19 protein-coding genes are annotated in these 17,885 nt (G+C 54.0%); 6 read left to right on the top strand and 13 right to left on the bottom strand.

The window, feature by feature from the left end:
- Positions 1-20: 20 nt before the first annotated feature.
- The 6 genes from fliW to WA429_RS06630 form a co-directional block, all read right to left on the bottom strand.
- Positions 21-491: a flagellar assembly protein FliW gene (gene fliW / locus WA429_RS06655; RefSeq protein ID WP_068517440.1), complete on the bottom strand. Its 471-nt coding sequence runs from the start codon at positions 489-491 to the stop codon at positions 21-23.
- Positions 492-857: 366 nt separating this feature from the next.
- Entirely contained in the window at positions 858-2,087 is a 1,230-nt protein-coding gene (locus tag WA429_RS06650; protein ID WP_114113351.1) for a flagellin N-terminal helical domain-containing protein, read from the bottom strand.
- Positions 2,088-2,113: 26 nt separating this feature from the next.
- A complete protein-coding gene (gene flgK / locus WA429_RS06645; protein ID WP_101247572.1) occupies positions 2,114-4,522 on the bottom strand; it encodes a flagellar hook-associated protein FlgK in 2,409 nt (802 codons plus the stop codon).
- 17 nt (positions 4,523-4,539) lie between these two features.
- The gene (locus WA429_RS06640; RefSeq protein ID WP_156480807.1) at positions 4,540-5,001 is read right to left on the bottom strand and encodes a hypothetical protein; all 462 of its coding nucleotides are present in this window, start codon (positions 4,999-5,001) and stop codon (positions 4,540-4,542) included.
- 3 nt (positions 5,002-5,004) lie between these two features.
- Entirely contained in the window at positions 5,005-5,349 is a 345-nt protein-coding gene (locus WA429_RS06635; RefSeq protein ID WP_231856664.1) for a rod-binding protein, read from the bottom strand.
- A gap of 2 nt (positions 5,350-5,351) precedes the next feature.
- Positions 5,352-6,500, bottom strand: a complete 1,149-nt coding sequence (locus tag WA429_RS06630; RefSeq protein WP_101247570.1) for a flagellar basal body P-ring protein FlgI — start codon at positions 6,498-6,500, stop codon at positions 5,352-5,354.
- Between the two features lie 388 nt (positions 6,501-6,888).
- Between WA429_RS06630 and WA429_RS06625 the strand changes: the two genes are divergently transcribed.
- Together WA429_RS06625 and dksA are read left to right on the top strand one after the other, a co-directional pair.
- Positions 6,889-7,332, top strand: a complete 444-nt coding sequence (locus tag WA429_RS06625; RefSeq protein ID WP_068517445.1) for a flagellar assembly protein FliX — start codon at positions 6,889-6,891, stop codon at positions 7,330-7,332.
- A gap of 150 nt (positions 7,333-7,482) precedes the next feature.
- Entirely contained in the window at positions 7,483-7,899 is a 417-nt protein-coding gene (gene dksA / locus WA429_RS06620; protein ID WP_008890403.1) for an RNA polymerase-binding protein DksA, read from the top strand.
- 260 nt (positions 7,900-8,159) lie between these two features.
- Here the strand turns inward: dksA and flgH are convergent, their stop codons facing one another.
- From flgH to WA429_RS06585, 7 genes are all read right to left on the bottom strand, one after another.
- Positions 8,160-8,933 carry a flagellar basal body L-ring protein FlgH gene (gene flgH / locus WA429_RS06615; RefSeq protein ID WP_068517446.1) on the bottom strand — a complete coding sequence of 258 codons (774 nt, stop codon included), beginning with the start codon at positions 8,931-8,933 and terminating at the stop codon, positions 8,160-8,162.
- A 139-nt stretch (positions 8,934-9,072) separates the two neighbouring features.
- Positions 9,073-10,035 (bottom strand): flagellar basal body P-ring formation chaperone FlgA, encoded by a 963-nt coding sequence (gene flgA, locus WA429_RS06610; protein ID WP_068517447.1) that lies wholly within the window; start codon positions 10,033-10,035, stop codon positions 9,073-9,075.
- A 399-nt stretch (positions 10,036-10,434) separates the two neighbouring features.
- Positions 10,435-11,220 (bottom strand): flagellar basal-body rod protein FlgG, encoded by a 786-nt coding sequence (flgG, locus tag WA429_RS06605; RefSeq protein WP_068517449.1) that lies wholly within the window; start codon positions 11,218-11,220, stop codon positions 10,435-10,437.
- Between the two features lie 65 nt (positions 11,221-11,285).
- Positions 11,286-12,053 (bottom strand): flagellar basal-body rod protein FlgF, encoded by a 768-nt coding sequence (flgF, locus tag WA429_RS06600; RefSeq protein WP_101247569.1) that lies wholly within the window; start codon positions 12,051-12,053, stop codon positions 11,286-11,288.
- Positions 12,054-12,493: 440 nt separating this feature from the next.
- Entirely contained in the window at positions 12,494-12,964 is a 471-nt protein-coding gene (locus WA429_RS06595) for a hypothetical protein (protein WP_287465533.1), read from the bottom strand.
- Positions 12,957-13,397, bottom strand: a complete 441-nt coding sequence (locus tag WA429_RS06590; protein ID WP_287465534.1) for a hypothetical protein — start codon at positions 13,395-13,397, stop codon at positions 12,957-12,959. Before WA429_RS06590 ends, WA429_RS06595 begins: the two co-directional genes overlap by 8 nt.
- A gap of 7 nt (positions 13,398-13,404) precedes the next feature.
- Positions 13,405-13,917 (bottom strand): helix-turn-helix domain-containing protein, encoded by a 513-nt coding sequence (locus tag WA429_RS06585; protein ID WP_287465535.1) that lies wholly within the window; start codon positions 13,915-13,917, stop codon positions 13,405-13,407.
- Between the two features lie 194 nt (positions 13,918-14,111).
- Between WA429_RS06585 and WA429_RS21430 the strand changes: the two genes are divergently transcribed.
- The 4 genes from WA429_RS21430 to WA429_RS06570 all read left to right on the top strand — a co-directional run bounded on the left by WA429_RS21430 (position 14,112) and on the right by WA429_RS06570 (position 17,850).
- Positions 14,112-14,414: a helix-turn-helix domain-containing protein gene (locus WA429_RS21430; protein ID WP_443082676.1), complete on the top strand. Its 303-nt coding sequence runs from the start codon at positions 14,112-14,114 to the stop codon at positions 14,412-14,414.
- 159 nt (positions 14,415-14,573) lie between these two features.
- Positions 14,574-15,434 carry a ParB/RepB/Spo0J family partition protein gene (locus WA429_RS06580; RefSeq protein ID WP_287465536.1) on the top strand — a complete coding sequence of 287 codons (861 nt, stop codon included), beginning with the start codon at positions 14,574-14,576 and terminating at the stop codon, positions 15,432-15,434.
- Entirely contained in the window at positions 15,434-15,907 is a 474-nt protein-coding gene (locus tag WA429_RS06575; protein ID WP_287465537.1) for a phage regulatory CII family protein, read from the top strand. Before WA429_RS06580 ends, WA429_RS06575 begins: the two co-directional genes overlap by 1 nt.
- Positions 15,907-17,850: a transposase domain-containing protein gene (locus WA429_RS06570; protein WP_287465538.1), complete on the top strand. Its 1,944-nt coding sequence runs from the start codon at positions 15,907-15,909 to the stop codon at positions 17,848-17,850. Before WA429_RS06575 ends, WA429_RS06570 begins: the two co-directional genes overlap by 1 nt.
- The last annotated feature ends 35 nt before the right edge of the window (positions 17,851-17,885 follow it).

The raw sequence follows: 17,885 nt of genomic DNA, 5'->3' as shown, positions 1-17,885 counted from the left end.
CCAGTTATGCTAGGCAAAAATTACAGGTCATGCTGCACGGAGTATTTCTCGTTCGGCAGAATATGCTGCCAGGCGACCTGACGGCCGGTATCGACAAGAATGGGGGCGCGCAGGTTGGTTGACATCGTGATGCCCTGGCCACCCGGTGCGCTGCGGATCGTCACAACCATCAGAATGGCCATGTCCGCGCTGTCAATCGCCAGGCTTTTTTGCGCATTCGTAAGGTCTTTTTCTGCGTAGACGCCGCTTTCCATATTATAGGGTGCGACGATGAAGGACAGATTGGCGTCCGTCAGGCTTTGATACAGTTTGAACTGATCAAGCGACGTGTTCGGGATATTCGCCAGACCGAAGACATGATGTTCAGGAAAGCCAAGAAGGCCAACCGGCATATAAATGCCCTTGTCCCAACTGAATTCGATATCGCCAAAGCGTGTTTCCACTGTGACGGATTCAGGTGTTCCGTTTTCGGCGACGTTTTCGGTATCCATTCCCGTTATACTCCGGCGGTCGAAAAGTTCTGTCTGCTTGCACGTTATGCGCTATTAAGCGGACAAAACAGTTAAAGAAGCAATTAAATATCGAGGCCCAGCCCCCATTAACATGCTTGCAATGGCAGATCAGAATTCAAAAGACGCTTCAGGCAAGATATCAGAAAGATCGCATTCTTTCAAAAACTTGCAATTGAATGTTCCCCCGAATTCCCTGTCATCTCAAAGAACAACCGCACTTTTCGAAACCTTTGCCACCATCCGTGAACCCGGAATGATCGCCCGGATGCCGTGAAACGGTGCCATGTTTTCGAAAATAGCGGTTGTCATCACATTCATGTTAATGAGGTCTGACCCGTTGAATAATCAACGCAAATAGTTAGCCAAAGATAAATCTGACGCCCGCGAAATGGCAATAAAGCTTGCCTGCAGGGCAGTTTCATACTGCGACAGTTCGGCAAGGGTCAGCGGCACGTCAACAGTTTCAATGTCACTGATCGCCTGGGCAGCAAAAACCTTGAAGTCCTGATGGCGCGTTTCAAACCGTTCGACATTGGCGATATCAAGCCCGATCTGGCCCTGGACGTTGGGCAGGTCGTTGATGGCTTCGTTGATAAAGCCGATCGCAACCGTCATTGCATCCTGATCTTCGGTGCCGGCGGCAATGCCAAGCCCCTGGATCAGTTTCTGGAATGCAGGATTGTCGGCCAGAATGCCATAAGAGACATTGTATTGTTCATCGACACGCACTTCGAGGATTTGCTTGTCACCGTCATAATAATCGGCATCCGGACGCGGGTTCGGGATCTTTTCCATCCCCAGTTTGGTCAGGAAATCACCCGCACCGCTTTCGGTGATCGTGATTGTTCCGTTGCCGACATTTTCGATATTGAGCAACGGATTGCCTTCACCGCCAAAACCGCGCAGCGATGCAATCGCGCCATTGGTCGTGACACTGTTGATGGCATCGAGAATATCGTCAATGTCATCGGTCGCAGCGTTATAGTTGACGTTGGTTGTGACACTGTTGCCATCAACATCGGTGCTGACGATCTGAAGCTGTCCGGTGGTAACGCCAAGTGCGGCAAGGGTCGTCGTGCCGGTCAGCGCAACGTCAAGATCGCTCATATAGTTGTCGGGTGCGCCGATCTTGTCGATATCGACAGCCGGGTCTTCGGAACGGCCACCGGCAAACAAATAGCGCCCGTCAAGATTGGTGTTGAGCAGGTTGGCGATCTGCTGCAAGGCCTGTTCGGCCTCGTCCATGATGTTGACGTCGTCGGCCTGCTGGGCCGAACTTGCCTGAATAAGCAGCGTCTTCATCTGGGTTGCAATTTCCAGCATGCTGTCAACAGCCGTTTCCATGCTTTGCAAACGCAGCTTGGCCTGTGTCGTGTTGCGCAGATACTGCTCGGTACGGGTATATTCGCCCTCAAGATTGAGCAGGCGCTGCGCACTGTCGGCAATACCGGCATAGTCGCGCGATTTATAACCGCTCGATGCCTGGTTCTGCAAATCCGTTACCTTGGCCGCGTTCCGGATGGCCAGATCCGACAACAAGGTATGGTTTGTATAGGTTGCGACACGAGATACCATGATATCCTCACTTCATAAGCCGCAGTTTAAACTGCATTGAGCAATGCATCAAACATTTCATCAACCGTAGAGATTACCTGGGCTGATGCTGTATAGGCGCGCTGGAAGATGATGAGGTCTGACATCTCTTCATCAAGGTTGACGCCTGCTTCGTTCTGGATGCGGGTGCTCAGATCCGTGACCAGTCCGGACTGGAATTCATAGGAGCTTGCAGCCACCTTGGTCTTGGTCGCAGCGGTTGCAACGATGCCGGCTGCATAATCGGTCAGCGACGTGCGCTCACCAGACAGACCGTCGGTTGCTTCGAAATCGATATCGGTGCGTTCAAAGGCGTGGCTTAGCGAAAGGGCCGCGCTGTTGTCGCCTTCATGGACACCGAACTGAATGCCAAGCCCAAGCACCGTGGTCAGGGCGTCCGCATTCGGCAGGCCGCTGTCGGTGAAATAGAATGCATCGCCATCGGCATCGGTGACGCTAAGCTTGTAGCCGCCGATCTGGCTGTCAAACACGACTTCGGCGGTAATGTTGTTATCGGTCAGGGTCGCGCTGTTATTGATCGCATCGGCGATATCCTGAAGCGATGAGGTGCTGTCATAGGTGATGTTGACATCGGTGAACTCGCCACTGACCGTAAGGGTATAGTTCAGAGGCGGCGGCACCAGCGGACCCAGGTTGGGAATGGCATTGTCCGGATTGACCACTGCAGTCGTGGTTTCATAGGTGTCGGCATTCATCTGACCGCGCACAATTCGTGACGGGTCGTTCTGAATGGCCGAGGAAACGCTCATGTTCCCGGAAAGGTTCGGCTGATCCTCTGTCAGACCAAGCTTGCTTGACAGAGCACCGGAATCGGTAACCGTCAAGTTGGCGTTATATTCAATGACAAGACGATAGCGATCACCATCCTCGACGATAAAGGCCGTAGACTCTGAATCCGCGACTGTCATGCCGGCCCCCTGCAGGGCCGTACGGATATTGTCACGGATGTCTTCAAGGGAATCTGTTGCCGTGTAATTGACGGTGACCCCGCCAACCAGCACGCCGGACCCAGCCGAGATCGTAAAGGAATTGGCCGTAATATTCAGCGCGTCAGTCGAGCTGCGTTGTGCTGACGTCGTAATAGTGTCCGACTGCTTGACCGTCGCGATAAAGTCGTTCAGGCCGAAATAGTGCGACATGCCCTGTTTGCGACCGTCACCGGTGGTGATCTGACTGTCCATTTCGTTGATGGCAACACGGTTGCCATCTGTGCCTTCGATGACCAGCTTGTTGTCAATCAGTGACGCCGTCAGATAGCTGCCTGCATCAGAGTTGTTAATGGCATCAACAATGCCCTGAACTGTCGCCGGGGTCGTCGGCAACGCGATATCGGCCCAGCTGTCACTTGCGACAAGCTGCCCGTCGGCATCCAGTGCCGCCACACGAAACGCACCGGTTGCAGTCAGCGGATCACTGGCTGCGACGATACGGTTACCGGAAAGGTTGGCTGGGGGCGGGAATGCGGTGCCTTTGTTATGCTCTTCATTCAGGGCATCACGCAATTCGCCGGCAAGTTCGTTCACCTGATCGTTGATGGCCGGGATTTCAGAATCACGCATTTCAAACAGGCCCTTCAGCGTACCGGTACGCAGGGTGTCCGTGATGTCTTCACCGTTTAGGGTGATACCGGAACCACCGGTTCCAGGTTCGAAACCGGCCGTTTGGGTAAAGGTCAGTTTGTTGGGCGTGCGATCAAGCAGGGTGTTTGCACCCGCCGCCGAATAAATCACCATAGAACCGTCGCTGCGGCTAAACGTGGTGATGTCAATGATCTTGGATAGCGCGTTGAGTTTCTGGTCGCGCTGGTCTTCAAGCTCGGTGGTCGGCTGTCCAAGGTTCTTGAGGCGGATGATGCCGGTATTCAGATCGGCAATCTGGCTGAGCAGCGTATTGGCGGAATTGACCTCGTCCGTGATCTGGTCGTCGATGTCATCGCGCATATCCTGAAGCTGGCTTGACAGCTTCTCGAAGGATTCAACAACCTGAATGGCGCTCTCGATGGCCTCGATCCGGGGTGAATTCTGGTCCGGGGTGACGCCAAGCTGTTCAAACGCATCGGCAAGATCGTTGATGCGCTGACTGATCGCTGCATCAGACTGAACCGTGCCAAACAGCGTCTGGACACGCTGGAAAAACTCGTAGCGCGCTTCTTCGCGACCGGCTTTGCCCAGTTCACCGCGAACTTCGCGCAGAAGGCCTTCATTGACGTTGCGATAGATGTCGGCGATCTGGGACCCGGCACCCGTACCATCGAGTGTCAGGGTTTCCTGCCCGGCAATCTTTTTGGAATAGCCTTCGGTATTCACGTTCGAAATGTTCGAAGACGTGATGGCAATGCGTGCCTGGGCCGTGTTGAGGCCGGAAATCGCAGTATTGAGTGCCTGGGTCAGTGACATGATACGCGCCTTTACACTTAGAGCGTTTCATTGACGCTGTATGCGCCGCCGGATTTGTTTAACGTACGCCCGTAACCGCCAAGCGATGCCTTACTGGTTTTCGCCGACCGGTTATAGGTGGTGCAGTCTTCCTTGGCCTTGTCATTTACAGCGCGGACAATGGCCTGAACGACACGTTCATTGGTCGCCTTGGCTGCCTGGAGTGCCGTCATGTTGCGACGGGCGGCTTCCTGGAACTCGGCCTGGAGTTCACGCAGTTCAGCGCGGTCTTCTTCGGGCATGGCACGAAGTTCTTCACCGCGGCCGCGCAATTTCACGACCAGCTGCTCATACTGCATCGACAGGGCAGATTTTTCCGACAGGAACTGCTCATATTCGCCGCGTGACAGCGTCCGCAGCCCCGTGGTTTCACGTTCCAGCAGGGACATGAGGTCATAAGTGACGCTTTTCAGTTCTGTAACCAACTCTTGAGTGGTCATTTTTTACCCCTCCTGGATTTTGAGGATCTCGCGTGTGACAGCATCTGCAATTCCGATGCCACCTGCGCGGGTCATTTCTTTGGCATATTCGTCAACCAGCATGGAGCGCATCATCGTTTCGCCGTGACCACCACCAAACATTTCGTTGGTTTCGATCCCGGAAAACATGTGGCTCAGCATCTGGCCGAGGAACATGGATTCAAATTCTTCGCCGGCTTTGCGGGCTTCGGCTTCGGTCTTGATGTGACCATCCGTAAGCGAATTCATCCGCGCGGCCATATTGTTCTGGGTGCCGTATTGTGCGCTGGCCTGGGCCTGCGCCATCAGGGCAGTTGCGCCGTCGGTCATCATCACATCACCTCGATTTCGGCCTGAAGGGCACCCGACGTCTTGATCGCCTGCAAGATGGTGATCATGTCGCGCGGCCCGACGCCAAGGCTGTTAAGGCCATTGACCAGTTCCTGAAGGCTGACACCGCCATCCATGATGCCAAGCTGATTGTCTTCGCCTTCGTCAACCGCAACATTGGTGCGATCAACCGTCTGGGTGGTGCCGGTCTGCGAGAAGGGCGACGGCTGGGAAACCTGCTGGGTTTCGGTGACCCGGATGGTCAGATTGCCCTGGGCAATGGCAACGCGGTTTATCCGGACATTTTCGCCCATGACAATGGTGCCGGTATTTTCGTCAATCACCACCCGGGCAATCTGGTCAGGTTCAACACGCAGCTGTTCGATATCGGTCAGCAGCGAAACCACATTCTGATTATAGCGTTCCGGGATGCTCAGTCGCACGGTGCCCGGATCGCTCGGGCGGGCGGCGACTTCGCCCAGATAGGCATTAATTGCATCCGATACGCGGCGCGCAGTGGTAAAATCAGGGTTGCGCAAGACAACAGACATGTCCTGCATGGAATTCAGGTTGAAATCGATTTCGCGTTCAACAATACCGCCATTGGCAATGCGGGCCGAGGTCGGAACACCTTTGACAACCGTTTCGGCATTGCCGCCGGCCGAAAAGCCGCCAACCGCCAGATTGCCCTGGGCAACGGCGTAAACTTCGCCGTCTGCGCCAACCATCGGTGTCACAAGAAGTGTACCGCCCTGAAGGCTTTCAGCCGTACCGATTGCGCTGATATTGACGTCGATGCGCGAACCCTGACGGGAAAATGGCGGCAGGGTCGAGGTCACCATAACAGCTGCGATATTGTCTGAATCAAGGTCGTCGATCTGATCGCGCACATTGATGCCAAGACGTTCAAGCATGGCCACAAGGCTCTGACGGGTGAAGTCGGCATCGCCAAGATCATCACCGGTGCCGTTCAGGCCAACCACAAGACCGTAACCAACCAGCATGTTATCACGTACGCCTTCGAAATCGGCGATATCCTTGATACGTGACTGGGCCTGCGCCGGTGCAGTGCCAAGCTGCAAGACGGCGAACAAGCCAAGTGCGACGACCATTGTCGCTTTGCGTGCTGTTTTGCCAAGACCTGTGATCATATTCTCAATTCCGCTTTGACGTGGGATGCAACTGCATCCGGCAAATGGTGCGATTGAAGATGTGAACCGCGTTTGTCAGCTGTTTTGCGAAAATCATGCCAAGTGAGGCTTTCCGCGCGCTATCGGACGAAGCCCGCAGAAAATGGCGGCAAAACATGTCCATATGCAGATATGGGCCTGCGCCGGGGCGATTGTTTCGTCCAACCCGGCATTTTTTTCCCGTTGCGCGCTTCCCGCGATTGAGGGAGACTCCACTTTTCCAGTGAACTGAACGGTAAACGGTTATGTTCAGTCTGGCGAACAGGGCGGGCAATGCCGACACGGCAGAAACCGGGTGCCTGTTTGCGATAATGAATATGATCTTACCACAACGAGACGGATACGGGTCATGAAGGTTAGCGGATCCAAAGCAACCGGGACGAGCGGAACATCACGCAAAAAGGCATCAGGGTCATCTGGCGGCAGCGGTTTTGCCGATACCATGCGTTCGCTTGACTCGTCGGGCGATGCCGGTGGTTCTGTCGGTGTCCACAGTACGGGCAGTGTCAGTGCCCTTGATGCCCTGCTTGCGCTTCAGCAAAGCGGGGATGCATTGGACTCCCCGCGCAAGGCCGCTGTGCTGCGTGCCAAAAGTCTGCTGGAGCAGCTTGAAGCTGTTCGGGACGGTTTGCTAAGCGGGGCGCTTTCTGGTCCGCGTCTCAAGCAACTTGTCGGTCTGATGGATCAACAGCGCGAAATGATTGATGATCCTGAACTTTCCGCGGTTCTCGACGAGATTGACCTGCGGGCACGGGTCGAACTTGCAAAACTTGAGGTTTCAGGCCTGATCTGACTGTTTAATTTACAGTATTTTTCAGCTGAAAATCGCAGTTTTCTGCCCGTTTGGTGGCAATTTACGATTTATTTGTTCAATCGGCTTGCACCACCCGCTGGCTCCCTCTATATTGCCGCGCGATCGATGAGTCCTGTATAGAGGGCATACATGACTATCACACTACCACCTGACTATCGTCCTGCTGAGGACGAAGAGTTCATGAACCCGCGCCAGCGGGAATATTTCCGGCAGAAACTTCTGACCTGGCGGGCAGAACTTCTGCACGAATCTTCGGAAACATTAGCGAACCTGCAAGATGGCGGGCTGCAAGAACCTGACCTGACCGACCGTGCGTCGGCTGAAACGGACAGGGCGCTTGAGCTTCGCACTCGTGACAGGGCGCGCAAGCTTATTTCAAAAATTGATGCTGCTTTGCGTCGAATTGAAGACGGGTCATATGGTTACTGCGAAGAAACCGACGAGCCGATCAGCTTGAAAAGACTTGAAGCTCGTCCAATTGCAACCCTGAGCATTGAAGCCCAGGAACGCCACGAACGGATGGAGCGCACGCGTCGCGACGACTGATCGCGCCGGGTGACCAAAAGATCAGGAGCCGCAAAGTCGGCCCTTACCATGTAACATCATGGTCTTGTGGGAGATTACTGGTTAGGGATAACCAAATTCAAAAGCCCGGCCCTTTGGCCGGGCTTTTCCCGTTTTTGGACCGGACGCAAAAAAAAAGACCGCCGGCAAAGGGCGGTCTTTTCGGATGTCGTGGTCGTCTTATATATCCTGCCTGACAGGAACCCGGGAATGCGGATCAGACAGGGATCATAGACGCTGCCTTAGAACGGCAGAATGATATCAAGCACTTCGCTGCCATAGCGCGGCTGCTGGACATCGGAAATGGTGCCGCGTCCGCCGTATGAAATGCGGGCTTCGGCGATCTTGTCATAATTGACTTCGTTGGCCGAACTGATATCGGCAGCGCGGATGACCCCGGCAATCTGGACTTCACGGACTTCGCTGTTTACCCGGATTTCCTGACGCCCGTGGATGACATAGTTTCCGTTGGGCAGGATCTGGATCACGATGGCCGCAACGCGAAGATCGATGGCTTCGGTTCGGTCAAGCGATCCGGTACCACGGTTGGACGTGTTGCTATCCATATTGAACATGTTGCTCGGATCGATCGTCTCGGGCAGAACTTTGGTGAATTCGGACTCAAGCCCGAACAGGTTCGGCACTGCCAGGTCTTCGCTGTTGGTGCGCGACCGGGTTGTGGTGTTGGCCAGTGCCGCACTGTCAGACATGTCGACAACAACGGTCAGGATGTCGCCAACCTGATTGGCGCGCTGATCCTTGAAGAATGACCGTGCCCCGGCCCGCCATAGCGAGTTCGGGTTGCTTTCGGCAAGTTGCGGTGCTGGCATCGGCAGGCTGACCGGACGATAGCTTTCCGACTGGGTCGGATTGTCGATCGAGGACAGTTTCGGCGGTTCGCCGACTTCCGAAAGACGTTTCATCGCATTGCAGCCCGAAAGCAGCGCTGTTGCGCCGATCAGGCCGGTGACAAGCGCAAGGCGCCGCCAAGAATTCTGTGTGGTTTTACTAGGCATGAGGTCCTCCTGGGTTCCTGCGCCTATTTACGCAAGGATCATGCCAGTTCGCATGCCCTGATCTGGGAAAAGCTTGCCGGGTGGTGCAGGGACAACGGGGCAGGAGACGACGGTACGGGGAGTGCGGAGCAGGTGCGCCCTATTGCGACATGGCGGGCAGGGCGCGGACTTCGTTTTCGGCAACAACTTCAACCTGGATGGTTTTGTTGCTTGATTGATTGACCACGCGGATCACGTCCCCTTTTGACCCGTTTTCAAGCGCCTTGCCGCGGGCGGTCAGTGACATGTTTGCCGTGACCAGCCGGATGGTGACCAATGCACCGCGACGCACCAGGATCGGATTGGTCAGATCGCGGAACAAAAGCGGCTCGTTGGGTGTGCCGGCCCGCACAACTTCCTTGCCGATCACATCATTGATATCGCGGATCGCCCCGGACGGAACGCGTTCGGATCGGAAATCACGATATTCGACCTGGTCAGGGCGAATGATCTGGCCGCGTGACACCGGTTCGACCAGAACCGGCACGGATGACAGCGGGTAATATTTGCCGCTGATGCGATATGTGCGTTGCTGTGCGGTTTGTGCGGCCGCCGTGACGCTGGCAACAAAACGCTGGGTGCGCGAATTGACCTCAAGTGCGGTCACATCAACATTGTTCAGCGCATCAACCGGCAGATGGATCTGGAAATTCTCGCTCGACAGGTCAACCGTGAACGGGCGCTGGATGCCATGGTCAACCAGGGCGATTTCAACCGCATCGCGGATTTCATCAATGGTGATGATCTGGCTTGCGCGTGTTACCAGAACCTGATCGGCGGTGGTGCGCGGACGCCAGTTGATATTGTGGCGCTGGGCGATGCCATAAAGCCAGCGGTAATCAAGAACAACCTGCTTGCCCGGTTGCGGCGCATGGGCAACGGCGATATCGGCCTGTTGCGGATCAATGCCGGTAAACAAATCCCCCAGCGTCACATACTGTCCTTCGACCAGCGCATCTGGTTTCAGAAGGATGTTGGCTTCGAGTTGCTGGCTGTTATTGCGCGAATTGCCACCGTTCGAGGATTGCGCAAAGGCCGTCCCGACCGGAACAATAAGCGACATAATCGCGAGCGAGAGGATTATTTTCTTTATTTTCATGCGCCTAGGGTCAGGGCCTGTTTGTTTTCGTGTGACAGTCAATCAGGTTTGCGCTGACTTAAAAAGCAAAACCGCAAAAAAGATATGATCTTTCGGGATCTTGCGACCAGTCAACCCGTACCGATCCGACCGGCTTTGCAGACAGCCATTATGTTTGAAAACCCGGTTTTGTGCCGTATTCGGGGCGTTGCCGGGCAACGTACCCGGGGCTTGCAAACATAACGGTTGCCATTGCATCGGATGGCATCGGATCGGGCCACTATAGCATGGAACAGTATACGTGGCGTAAATACAGTTTGCGCAAGTACGCGATGGATCAGACCGCGACTTGCGCACACAAACTGCATTACCGATATCGCGAAATTAACGCAGGTTACTGACTGCGCTCATCATTTCGTCGGTAGTGGAGATGGATTTGGAATTCATTTCATAGGCACGCTGTGCCTTGATCAGGTTGGTGATTTCCTGAACCACATTGACGTTCGATGATTCAAGATATCCCTGCTGGACCGTGCCATAACCGACATCACCCGGTGCGCCGGTATTGGCCTGACCCGATGCCTCGGTTTCAAGGAAAAGGTTGTCACCCAGCGCATCAAGACCGGCCGGGTTGATAAAGGTTGCAAGCTGGATCTGGCCCAGATTGGAAAGCGCGACCTGACCATCGATCTCGGCATAGACTTCGCCGTTGGTGTTGATGGTCACGGATGTTGCGTTGCTGGGCACGGTAATGCCGGGCTGAACCGCATAGCCATCCTTGGTGACCAGCGCGCCATTGGCATCAAGTTTCAGCGTACCGTCACGGGTATAGGCGGTTTCACCACTTGGCAGGTCGATCTGAAGATATCCGCGGCCCTGAATGGCGATATCAAGTTCGTTTTCCGTCAGGGTCAAAGTACCCTGACCCATATAACGGCCGATTGCCGCGGTCTTGACACCCAGACCGACCTGGACGCCGGTGGGCACAATGGTGCCGGTATCAGATGACGGCGAACCGGCACGGCGCAGGTCCTGATACAGCAAGTCCTGGAATTCGGCGCGCTGGCGTTTATAGCCGGTGGTGGTCATGTTGGCGATGTTGTGCGATGTGACGTCCACGTTGGTGGACTGGGCCTGCATCCCCAAAGCACCGATATCAAGTGACCGCATCTGTCTTCTCCTTGGCTTGCGCTGTTTGTGCGCTTAATTTCCGTAAAAGGGGTTCTGCGACCGGATCAGGCGCGAACATCCCCGAGTTTGCTGATCATGTTACGCATGCGCTCGTTCTCGCTTTCAAGAGAGCGGGTAACAGACTGATAGGTCCGCAAAACGTCGATCATCTGCGTCATGGCGCTGATCGGATTGACGTTTGATTTTTCAAGTGCGCCCTGAACAATGCCGGCATTGTCGACCTGTTCGATGGTGACTTCCTGGTCATCGCCAGCCTGCAGGCTGGGGGCGCGATAAAGGGTGTTTCCGGTAACCACCATGCGCTGGACATTATCAACCGATACGACCTGCAATTTGCCGATCTGGCCGATATCGGTCGAAACGGTGCCATCGCCCTTGATTTCAATCTGGCCATCCGCCTGATTGAAGAAAAGCGGCTGACCGGCATCGCTCAGAACAGGATAGCCGTCATTGGTGATCAGCTGCCCGCCCGGATCCAGCGTGAAATTGCCGTTGCGCGTGTATTGAACGCCCGACGGGGTTTCGACGGCAAAGAACATGTCCGGCTGGCTGAGTGCGACGTCAAGCGGGCGGTTGGTATGTTCAATATTGCCGACCGTTGTATTGCGATATTGGGAAATGTCCTGAACAAGGGAAATTTCACGTTCGCCGCGGAACGGAGCGTCTTTGTTTTTCGCAATCCAGTCGGTGAACATCATGCGCTCTTCTTTGTACCCGGTCGTGTTCATGTTCGCCAGGTTCTGCGAGATGTTGTTCATCATGCTGCGAAGTGTCTTCTGACGAGACAGCGCGATATATGAAACGTTTTCCATAGTCAGTATCCCATTTGGGGGCAGTGATTTGCCCAACATAAATGCGAAAGCCGTGCCAGAGTTATTAAGTATATGAAAATAAACAATTAAATTTGAATTCGGCATTTGTTGCCGGGGTGGATTTCACCATGTCTGGCAGAAACTGCCGTGATCAGGACGACAAGCAGGGACAAAGTTTTCCGGGTGGCCGCGCGGCAGTTCTTTCCTGTTAACCGACACTTATTCTTAGAGTGAGGCGGGATAAGGTGGGATGATACGGGACCAAGTGGGACAAGGCACGGTTTGCGGGGCCTTCGGGCCAAAACTGCGCTTCGGTGGTGTAAGTGCGCTTGGTTTTGGAGTTGGCTGGTGAATGGTCGTGTTCGCCATTTGATGTTGGAGGTGATGACGTTCAGTTCAGTCAGCTCTCAGTTTAGTCTCGAACCTCTCTTAGCCAGCTCTTAATTCTGGTCAATCGAGGCTGTGACGATCTTGCAGTCCTCTTGAGTGATCACTGCGCTGGCCGAGCCAATCGTCATGCCGCCAAAGCCGTTGCGGGCTCGAAATTGCATTGAGACATTGTGAGTTCCGATGTCAGACACTGGTGAAATCAAGGTTTCGATATGCTCGTAGCTGTCTGGATCAACTAGGCGATCTTCTACGTAACGTTCCAGATCAGGGTAAGAACCGTCCCATGCGCTTAGGCAATGGAAGCCTTTGCGTTTGTCTTCTTCGCGCTCCGCTTTGGCCTGTGCAATGTCAGCATTGCTCTCAGAAGAATCCGAGAGTGCGACCGCTCCAAGCCCGAGTGCTGCGCCAATTACTAGGTATATGAGGCCGGTTTTGCGGGTCAATTTTTTTGGGGGTTTGATCACAACAACTAAGCCAGCAAACAGAAAAAGAGCGCCAACGAATATAAGAAAATCAAGCATAGTTCCTCCTGTGATCTAGCCGCAACTGACAGGCGATGACTCTTCTTATCGCTGCGCCAATGAAGCTGCAAACTGTCGCAGGCGTCTGCAGGTTTATACATAGGTTTCTGACAATTGCTGATTTTTTTATTTTGTCAGAGGCAGCTGAGATCATGGCCTGGAGCAAAAGCACGATAGTACGATACAGAGAGTTTTTTTCGAAATTCGAGCAGCTTTGTGCGAAGTTTACTTTTAGGAAAGTACACTTTTCACAGTTTTTTTTTGATCCAGGCAGAGCAATTGAGAGCTCAAGGTTTTCAATATTTATGGTACCGCCATAAATATTGATTCCAGTTGCTTCGGTCGAGGTGTTGTTATCATTCTCACCGAGCGATTCTCTCATGGCGTTCTGGAAAGATAGTCGCGCCTTGTCGATCTGGGTGCGTTTGTCCATGAAACCTCTAAGATGCTGCTTGCATCAGGTAGCGCATCATTTCTGGCCCTACCTGGTTACCTTTTTCACGTTCTGCGAGCATCATAGCGTAACCTAATGTAATTAGGCGAGATTTTTGTTTGTTGTCCCACTTGAGGTTATGCTGAGAGCGAAAATTCTCCAGCTCCTCAATGATCATCATCAGCAGATCCTGATCTAGAGGGGCTGGTGGTCCCTGGTCCTTAAAGTTCATCGCGTCCAGAGTGTTTTGGTCCGGGGAACCTTGTGACTGCCGAATATCCTTTGGTCCTTCGCCGGTTACGAGCCAGTGAAGTGAAACATTGGCGGTGTCAGCAATTTTCAACAATGTAAAGGCACGAGGTTCTGATTCCCCGGTGGCTATCTTATTGAATGTGCTCTGTGGGATGTCCGCCCGCTGCGCAAATGAGCGAGCTGTTTCCCCATTCAGAACATCCCTTAATCGGCTAATGAGGCCTTTACGGTATTCTGAGCTAACCGAAAACGGAGGTTTACTGTTCATTTCGGACTTTTCACTTCCGCAAAACATCAATAATTACAAAATGTTAGCAATAAATCATTCGAAAGAAGTTGCTTGTTGAACCGTAAACGAATTTTATCGCTTGACTGTTAGTCGAAAAAGGCTCAGATTTTCCTCGTTCACGGAATTTTACATTCCAAATCTACCGGCCTGGCAGGGCCGGGAAGTTCGAGGAGATGCCAATGGTGCGCAGGCACGACAGAAGCCCTCAGGAGATCCGGTTCGATTTGAACCAGAAAGGGCTCACCTTTGCTGATGTAGACCGTGCTTCCGGTTTTCGCGTCGGTACGACACGCGATGCAACTCGTCATCCCCATGCAGAGGGTGAGCAAGCGATCGCAGAAGCACTTGGTCTACGGGCAAAGGATATCTGGCCGTCGCGCTACGACGCCAAAGGAAATCGCCTCAAACCTCAACCTTCCCAGAACTATACGGATCGGCCACGGCTTCGTCACTGTCTAAAAGAGGAAGCCGCGTGAACAATTCCCCGGATACGAACTCCCGGTATTCTCTGTTGATCGGTTTGTTTGGTCGCTTTCGATCACAGGGAACCATGGCGGCGGCGTGAAACCCTCTCTCAACCCCCGCGCCGCCGCCACCTTCTCAATTCATCTCTTATGGTTCTTATGAGGCTCTGAATGGCTGAAATGGTTGATATCGAGTTGATCGCGATTGGTGAACGTCTCCGTGCTGTTGACCAGGACCATGTTGCAGTGATTGCTGACAGCATTCGTCAATGTGGACGTGTTCTGCAGCCAATTACGATCTCTCGGACATTTGCCACAAGTGACGCGCTGCGCCCAGAGTTGACCCTTGTTGCTGGTGCACATCGGTTGGCCGCTGCGAAACTAGCAGGTCTTGATGTGATCCCTGCTGAAATTGTCGACGATATCAAACCACTTCAAGCCAAACTAATTGAGATTGATGAGAACCTTCTGAGACATGAATTAAACCCGCTGGATAGGGCGGTGTTTCTTGCAGAGCGCAAACGCATTTATGAAGAGTTGCACCCGGAGACGAAGCACGGAGCACAAGGCCACAATAAGGGCAAGAACGAAAACGACACGATGTCGTTTTCCAAAGATGCAGCAAATCGCCTGGGCTTTAACCCACGCACGATCGAGCGATCAGTAAAGATCGCCACCAGCTTGTCACCGGAAGTTCGCAAGAACCTTGTCGGCACGGAACTTTCCAAAAATCAGAGTGAGTTGTTGCTGCTGGCCAAACAGGAGCCGGACGCGCAGATCAAGATTGTTGAACTGATCCTTGATCAGAAGCACGGGGTTAAATCGGTCAAAGCCGCGCTTGAGCGAACCAGTGGCAAGCCGAAGGTGGTTGCGGATACTACTCAAGCCGAAATCAAAAAACTGATGGATGCTTGGCGCCATTCAGGCCTTACCGCGCGACGAACGTTCGTCCGAGAGCTGTCAGCCGGGGATCGTCTTCTTCTCCAAGATTTGCTCGATATGGCAACTCCTGACGCCGAGGAGGCTGCTTGATGGTCCGGCAACGTTCAGATCGCAAGACACTGGACCTGCTGAGCTGGCATCCCTCCAGCCCGAAGGTCGAAAGGTTCGAAGAGCAGATGGTTCGAGCAGCGACCATCAGCGGCAAGATCGCACTGGCGGTGTCTCGCATTCTTGCAGATGTGAAGGTCCGCGAAAAGGAACCGCTGGAACGCGAGGACGTAGCACGCCGCATGGGAGAATTTCTTGGTGAAGAAGTCTCCAAAAACATGCTCGACGCCTATGCTAGCCAATCCCGAGAAGATCACAAAATCAGCGTGCCGCGTGCTGTTGCTCTCATGCACGCGACAGATGATTACAGGCTTTTGACCCTGCTGGCCGAGGAGCTTGGCCTGACCGTAATTCCACGGAAATACGAAGGCACGGTTCGCGAAGCAATCCTTGCTGAAAAAATCGAAGAGCTTAACGGGGAGCTTCATTCGCTCCGGCGCGGGAGGAAGTCGTAATGCAAGAGTGGTTTTCACCCGCTGAAATCGCCGAATTGAGGCTGCCAGGTACACCGGGCACCAAGATGGGTGTCAATGCGCTGGCAGATCGCAACAACTGGCGCGATGCATCCACCCATAACAATGACCCGCTTGCAAGGAAACGCAAAGGGCGCGGCGGCGGTTGGGAATATCATTGGTCATTGCTGCCAATACCGGCCCAAACAGAGCTGCAGAAGCGGGAAATCGCCCGCAAGAAAGCCGAAGCACCGCAATCAAATGGACGGGGTTCGACTGCTGCCCGCGTAGACTGGGAGTGGTTTGAGGCTCTGCCCGAAGCGCGGAAGAAAAAGGCGCATGACCGGTTTGCTGTTCTTGATGCGATTTGCACTCTGCAACGTGGTGCACTTTCCAAGGATCAAGCCGTATGCAGCGTTTCTGCGCAACAGAACATCGGTGCATCCACGATCTACAACTGGTTCAAGCTGGTTGAAGGTTTGGATCGCAAAGACTGGTTGCCTGCACTGTGCCCGCGTCATGCAGGCCGCACGAAGAAAGTGCCTTGTGATCCTCTCGCCTGGGAATGTCTGAAGGCTGATTTCCTGCGCCTTGAAAAGCCGCCATTTGCCGCCTGTTATCTTCGACTTGAGACAGCGGCGCAGGAGAATGGTTGGACGATACCAGCTGCACGCACACTTGAGCGGCGGTTGGAAAGCGAAATACCGGCTCCGGTTCGTGTCTTGCTGCGCGAAGGCAGTGAAAAACTCAAGATGATGTATCCGCCCCAGGTGCGCGACAGATCAGAATTCCACGCAATGGAAGCGGTCAACGTTGACGGTCACAAATGGGACGTATGGGTTGAGTTCCCGGATGGCGAGATTTGCCGCCCGATCATGATTGCGATTCAGGATCTGTATTCCAACAAATGTGTCGCCTGGCGCGTAGATAAATCCGAGAACTCTGACCTTGTTCGACTGGCCTTTGGTGATTTGTTCCGTGAATACGGTATCCCGGACCATGCATGGCTTGATAACGGTCGCGGATTTGCCGCCAAGTGCATTTCGGGCGGCACCCCCAACCGTTTCCGGTTCAAGGTGAAGCCTGAAGAACCAAGCGGCATCCTCACCGCACTGGGTATCAACATCCACTGGACCACACCGTATTCCGGGCAATCAAAGCCAATCGAACGCATGTTCCGGGATTTCTGCAACCACATCGCGAAACATCCGAAATTCGCCGGTGCCTACACCGGCAACAAGCCGGATGCCAAGCCGGAAAACTACCGCAGTAAAGCGATCCCGCTTGATGAATTTTTGAAGGTCGTTGGCGAGGGCATTCGCGTCCACAACGCACGTCCGAAGCGCAATACGCGGGTGTGCGGTCGGGTTCGGTCCTTTGACCAGGCATTCGATGCCAGCTACGCAGATTCCGTCATCCGCAAAGCTGCCCCCGAGCAATTGCGCATGTGCTTGCTAGCCGCCGAACAGATCCGCACGGATCAGCGCAGTGGCCGGATCGAGCTTATGGGGAACTTCTATTGGGATGAATGCCTGCATGATCACATGGGCAAGTCGATCATGGTGCGGTTTGACCCGGACTTCCTCCATGACAGCGTTTACGCCTATCGCCTTGATGGCAGTTTCATCGGCGAAGTTGGCCTTTGGGAGGCCAGTGGGTTCGCTGATCGCAACGCGGCGCGCGAACATGGCCGCAAGCGTCGGGCATTCATCAACCTGACCAAGAAAGCCGCCGAGATCGAGCGCACACTTTCACTTGAAGAATACATGGATCTGCTTCCGGACAGCGATGACGCCGACGCGGCACCGCAGCCCGCTGCTGTTCGCCTGGTTACAGGCAACCTTGCACGCCAAGCCGAGGCATTACCAACACCTGATGACGAAGAAGATTTTTCACGGAATTTCCGGGCTGGTCTGCAGATCCTGCAGGGCGGACGGGATGAGTGAGGGCGCGCCGCCGCCAAGCATTGCGCACCCTCTTT

Origin of the sequence: Thalassospira sp. CH_XMU1420-2, assembly GCF_037029325.1 — a bacterium.
Lineage (GTDB): Bacteria > Pseudomonadota > Alphaproteobacteria > Rhodospirillales > Thalassospiraceae > Thalassospira > Thalassospira povalilytica.
The sequence above is the reverse complement of the archived record's forward strand: the minus strand, read 5'-3'. Positions and strand labels throughout refer to the sequence as shown.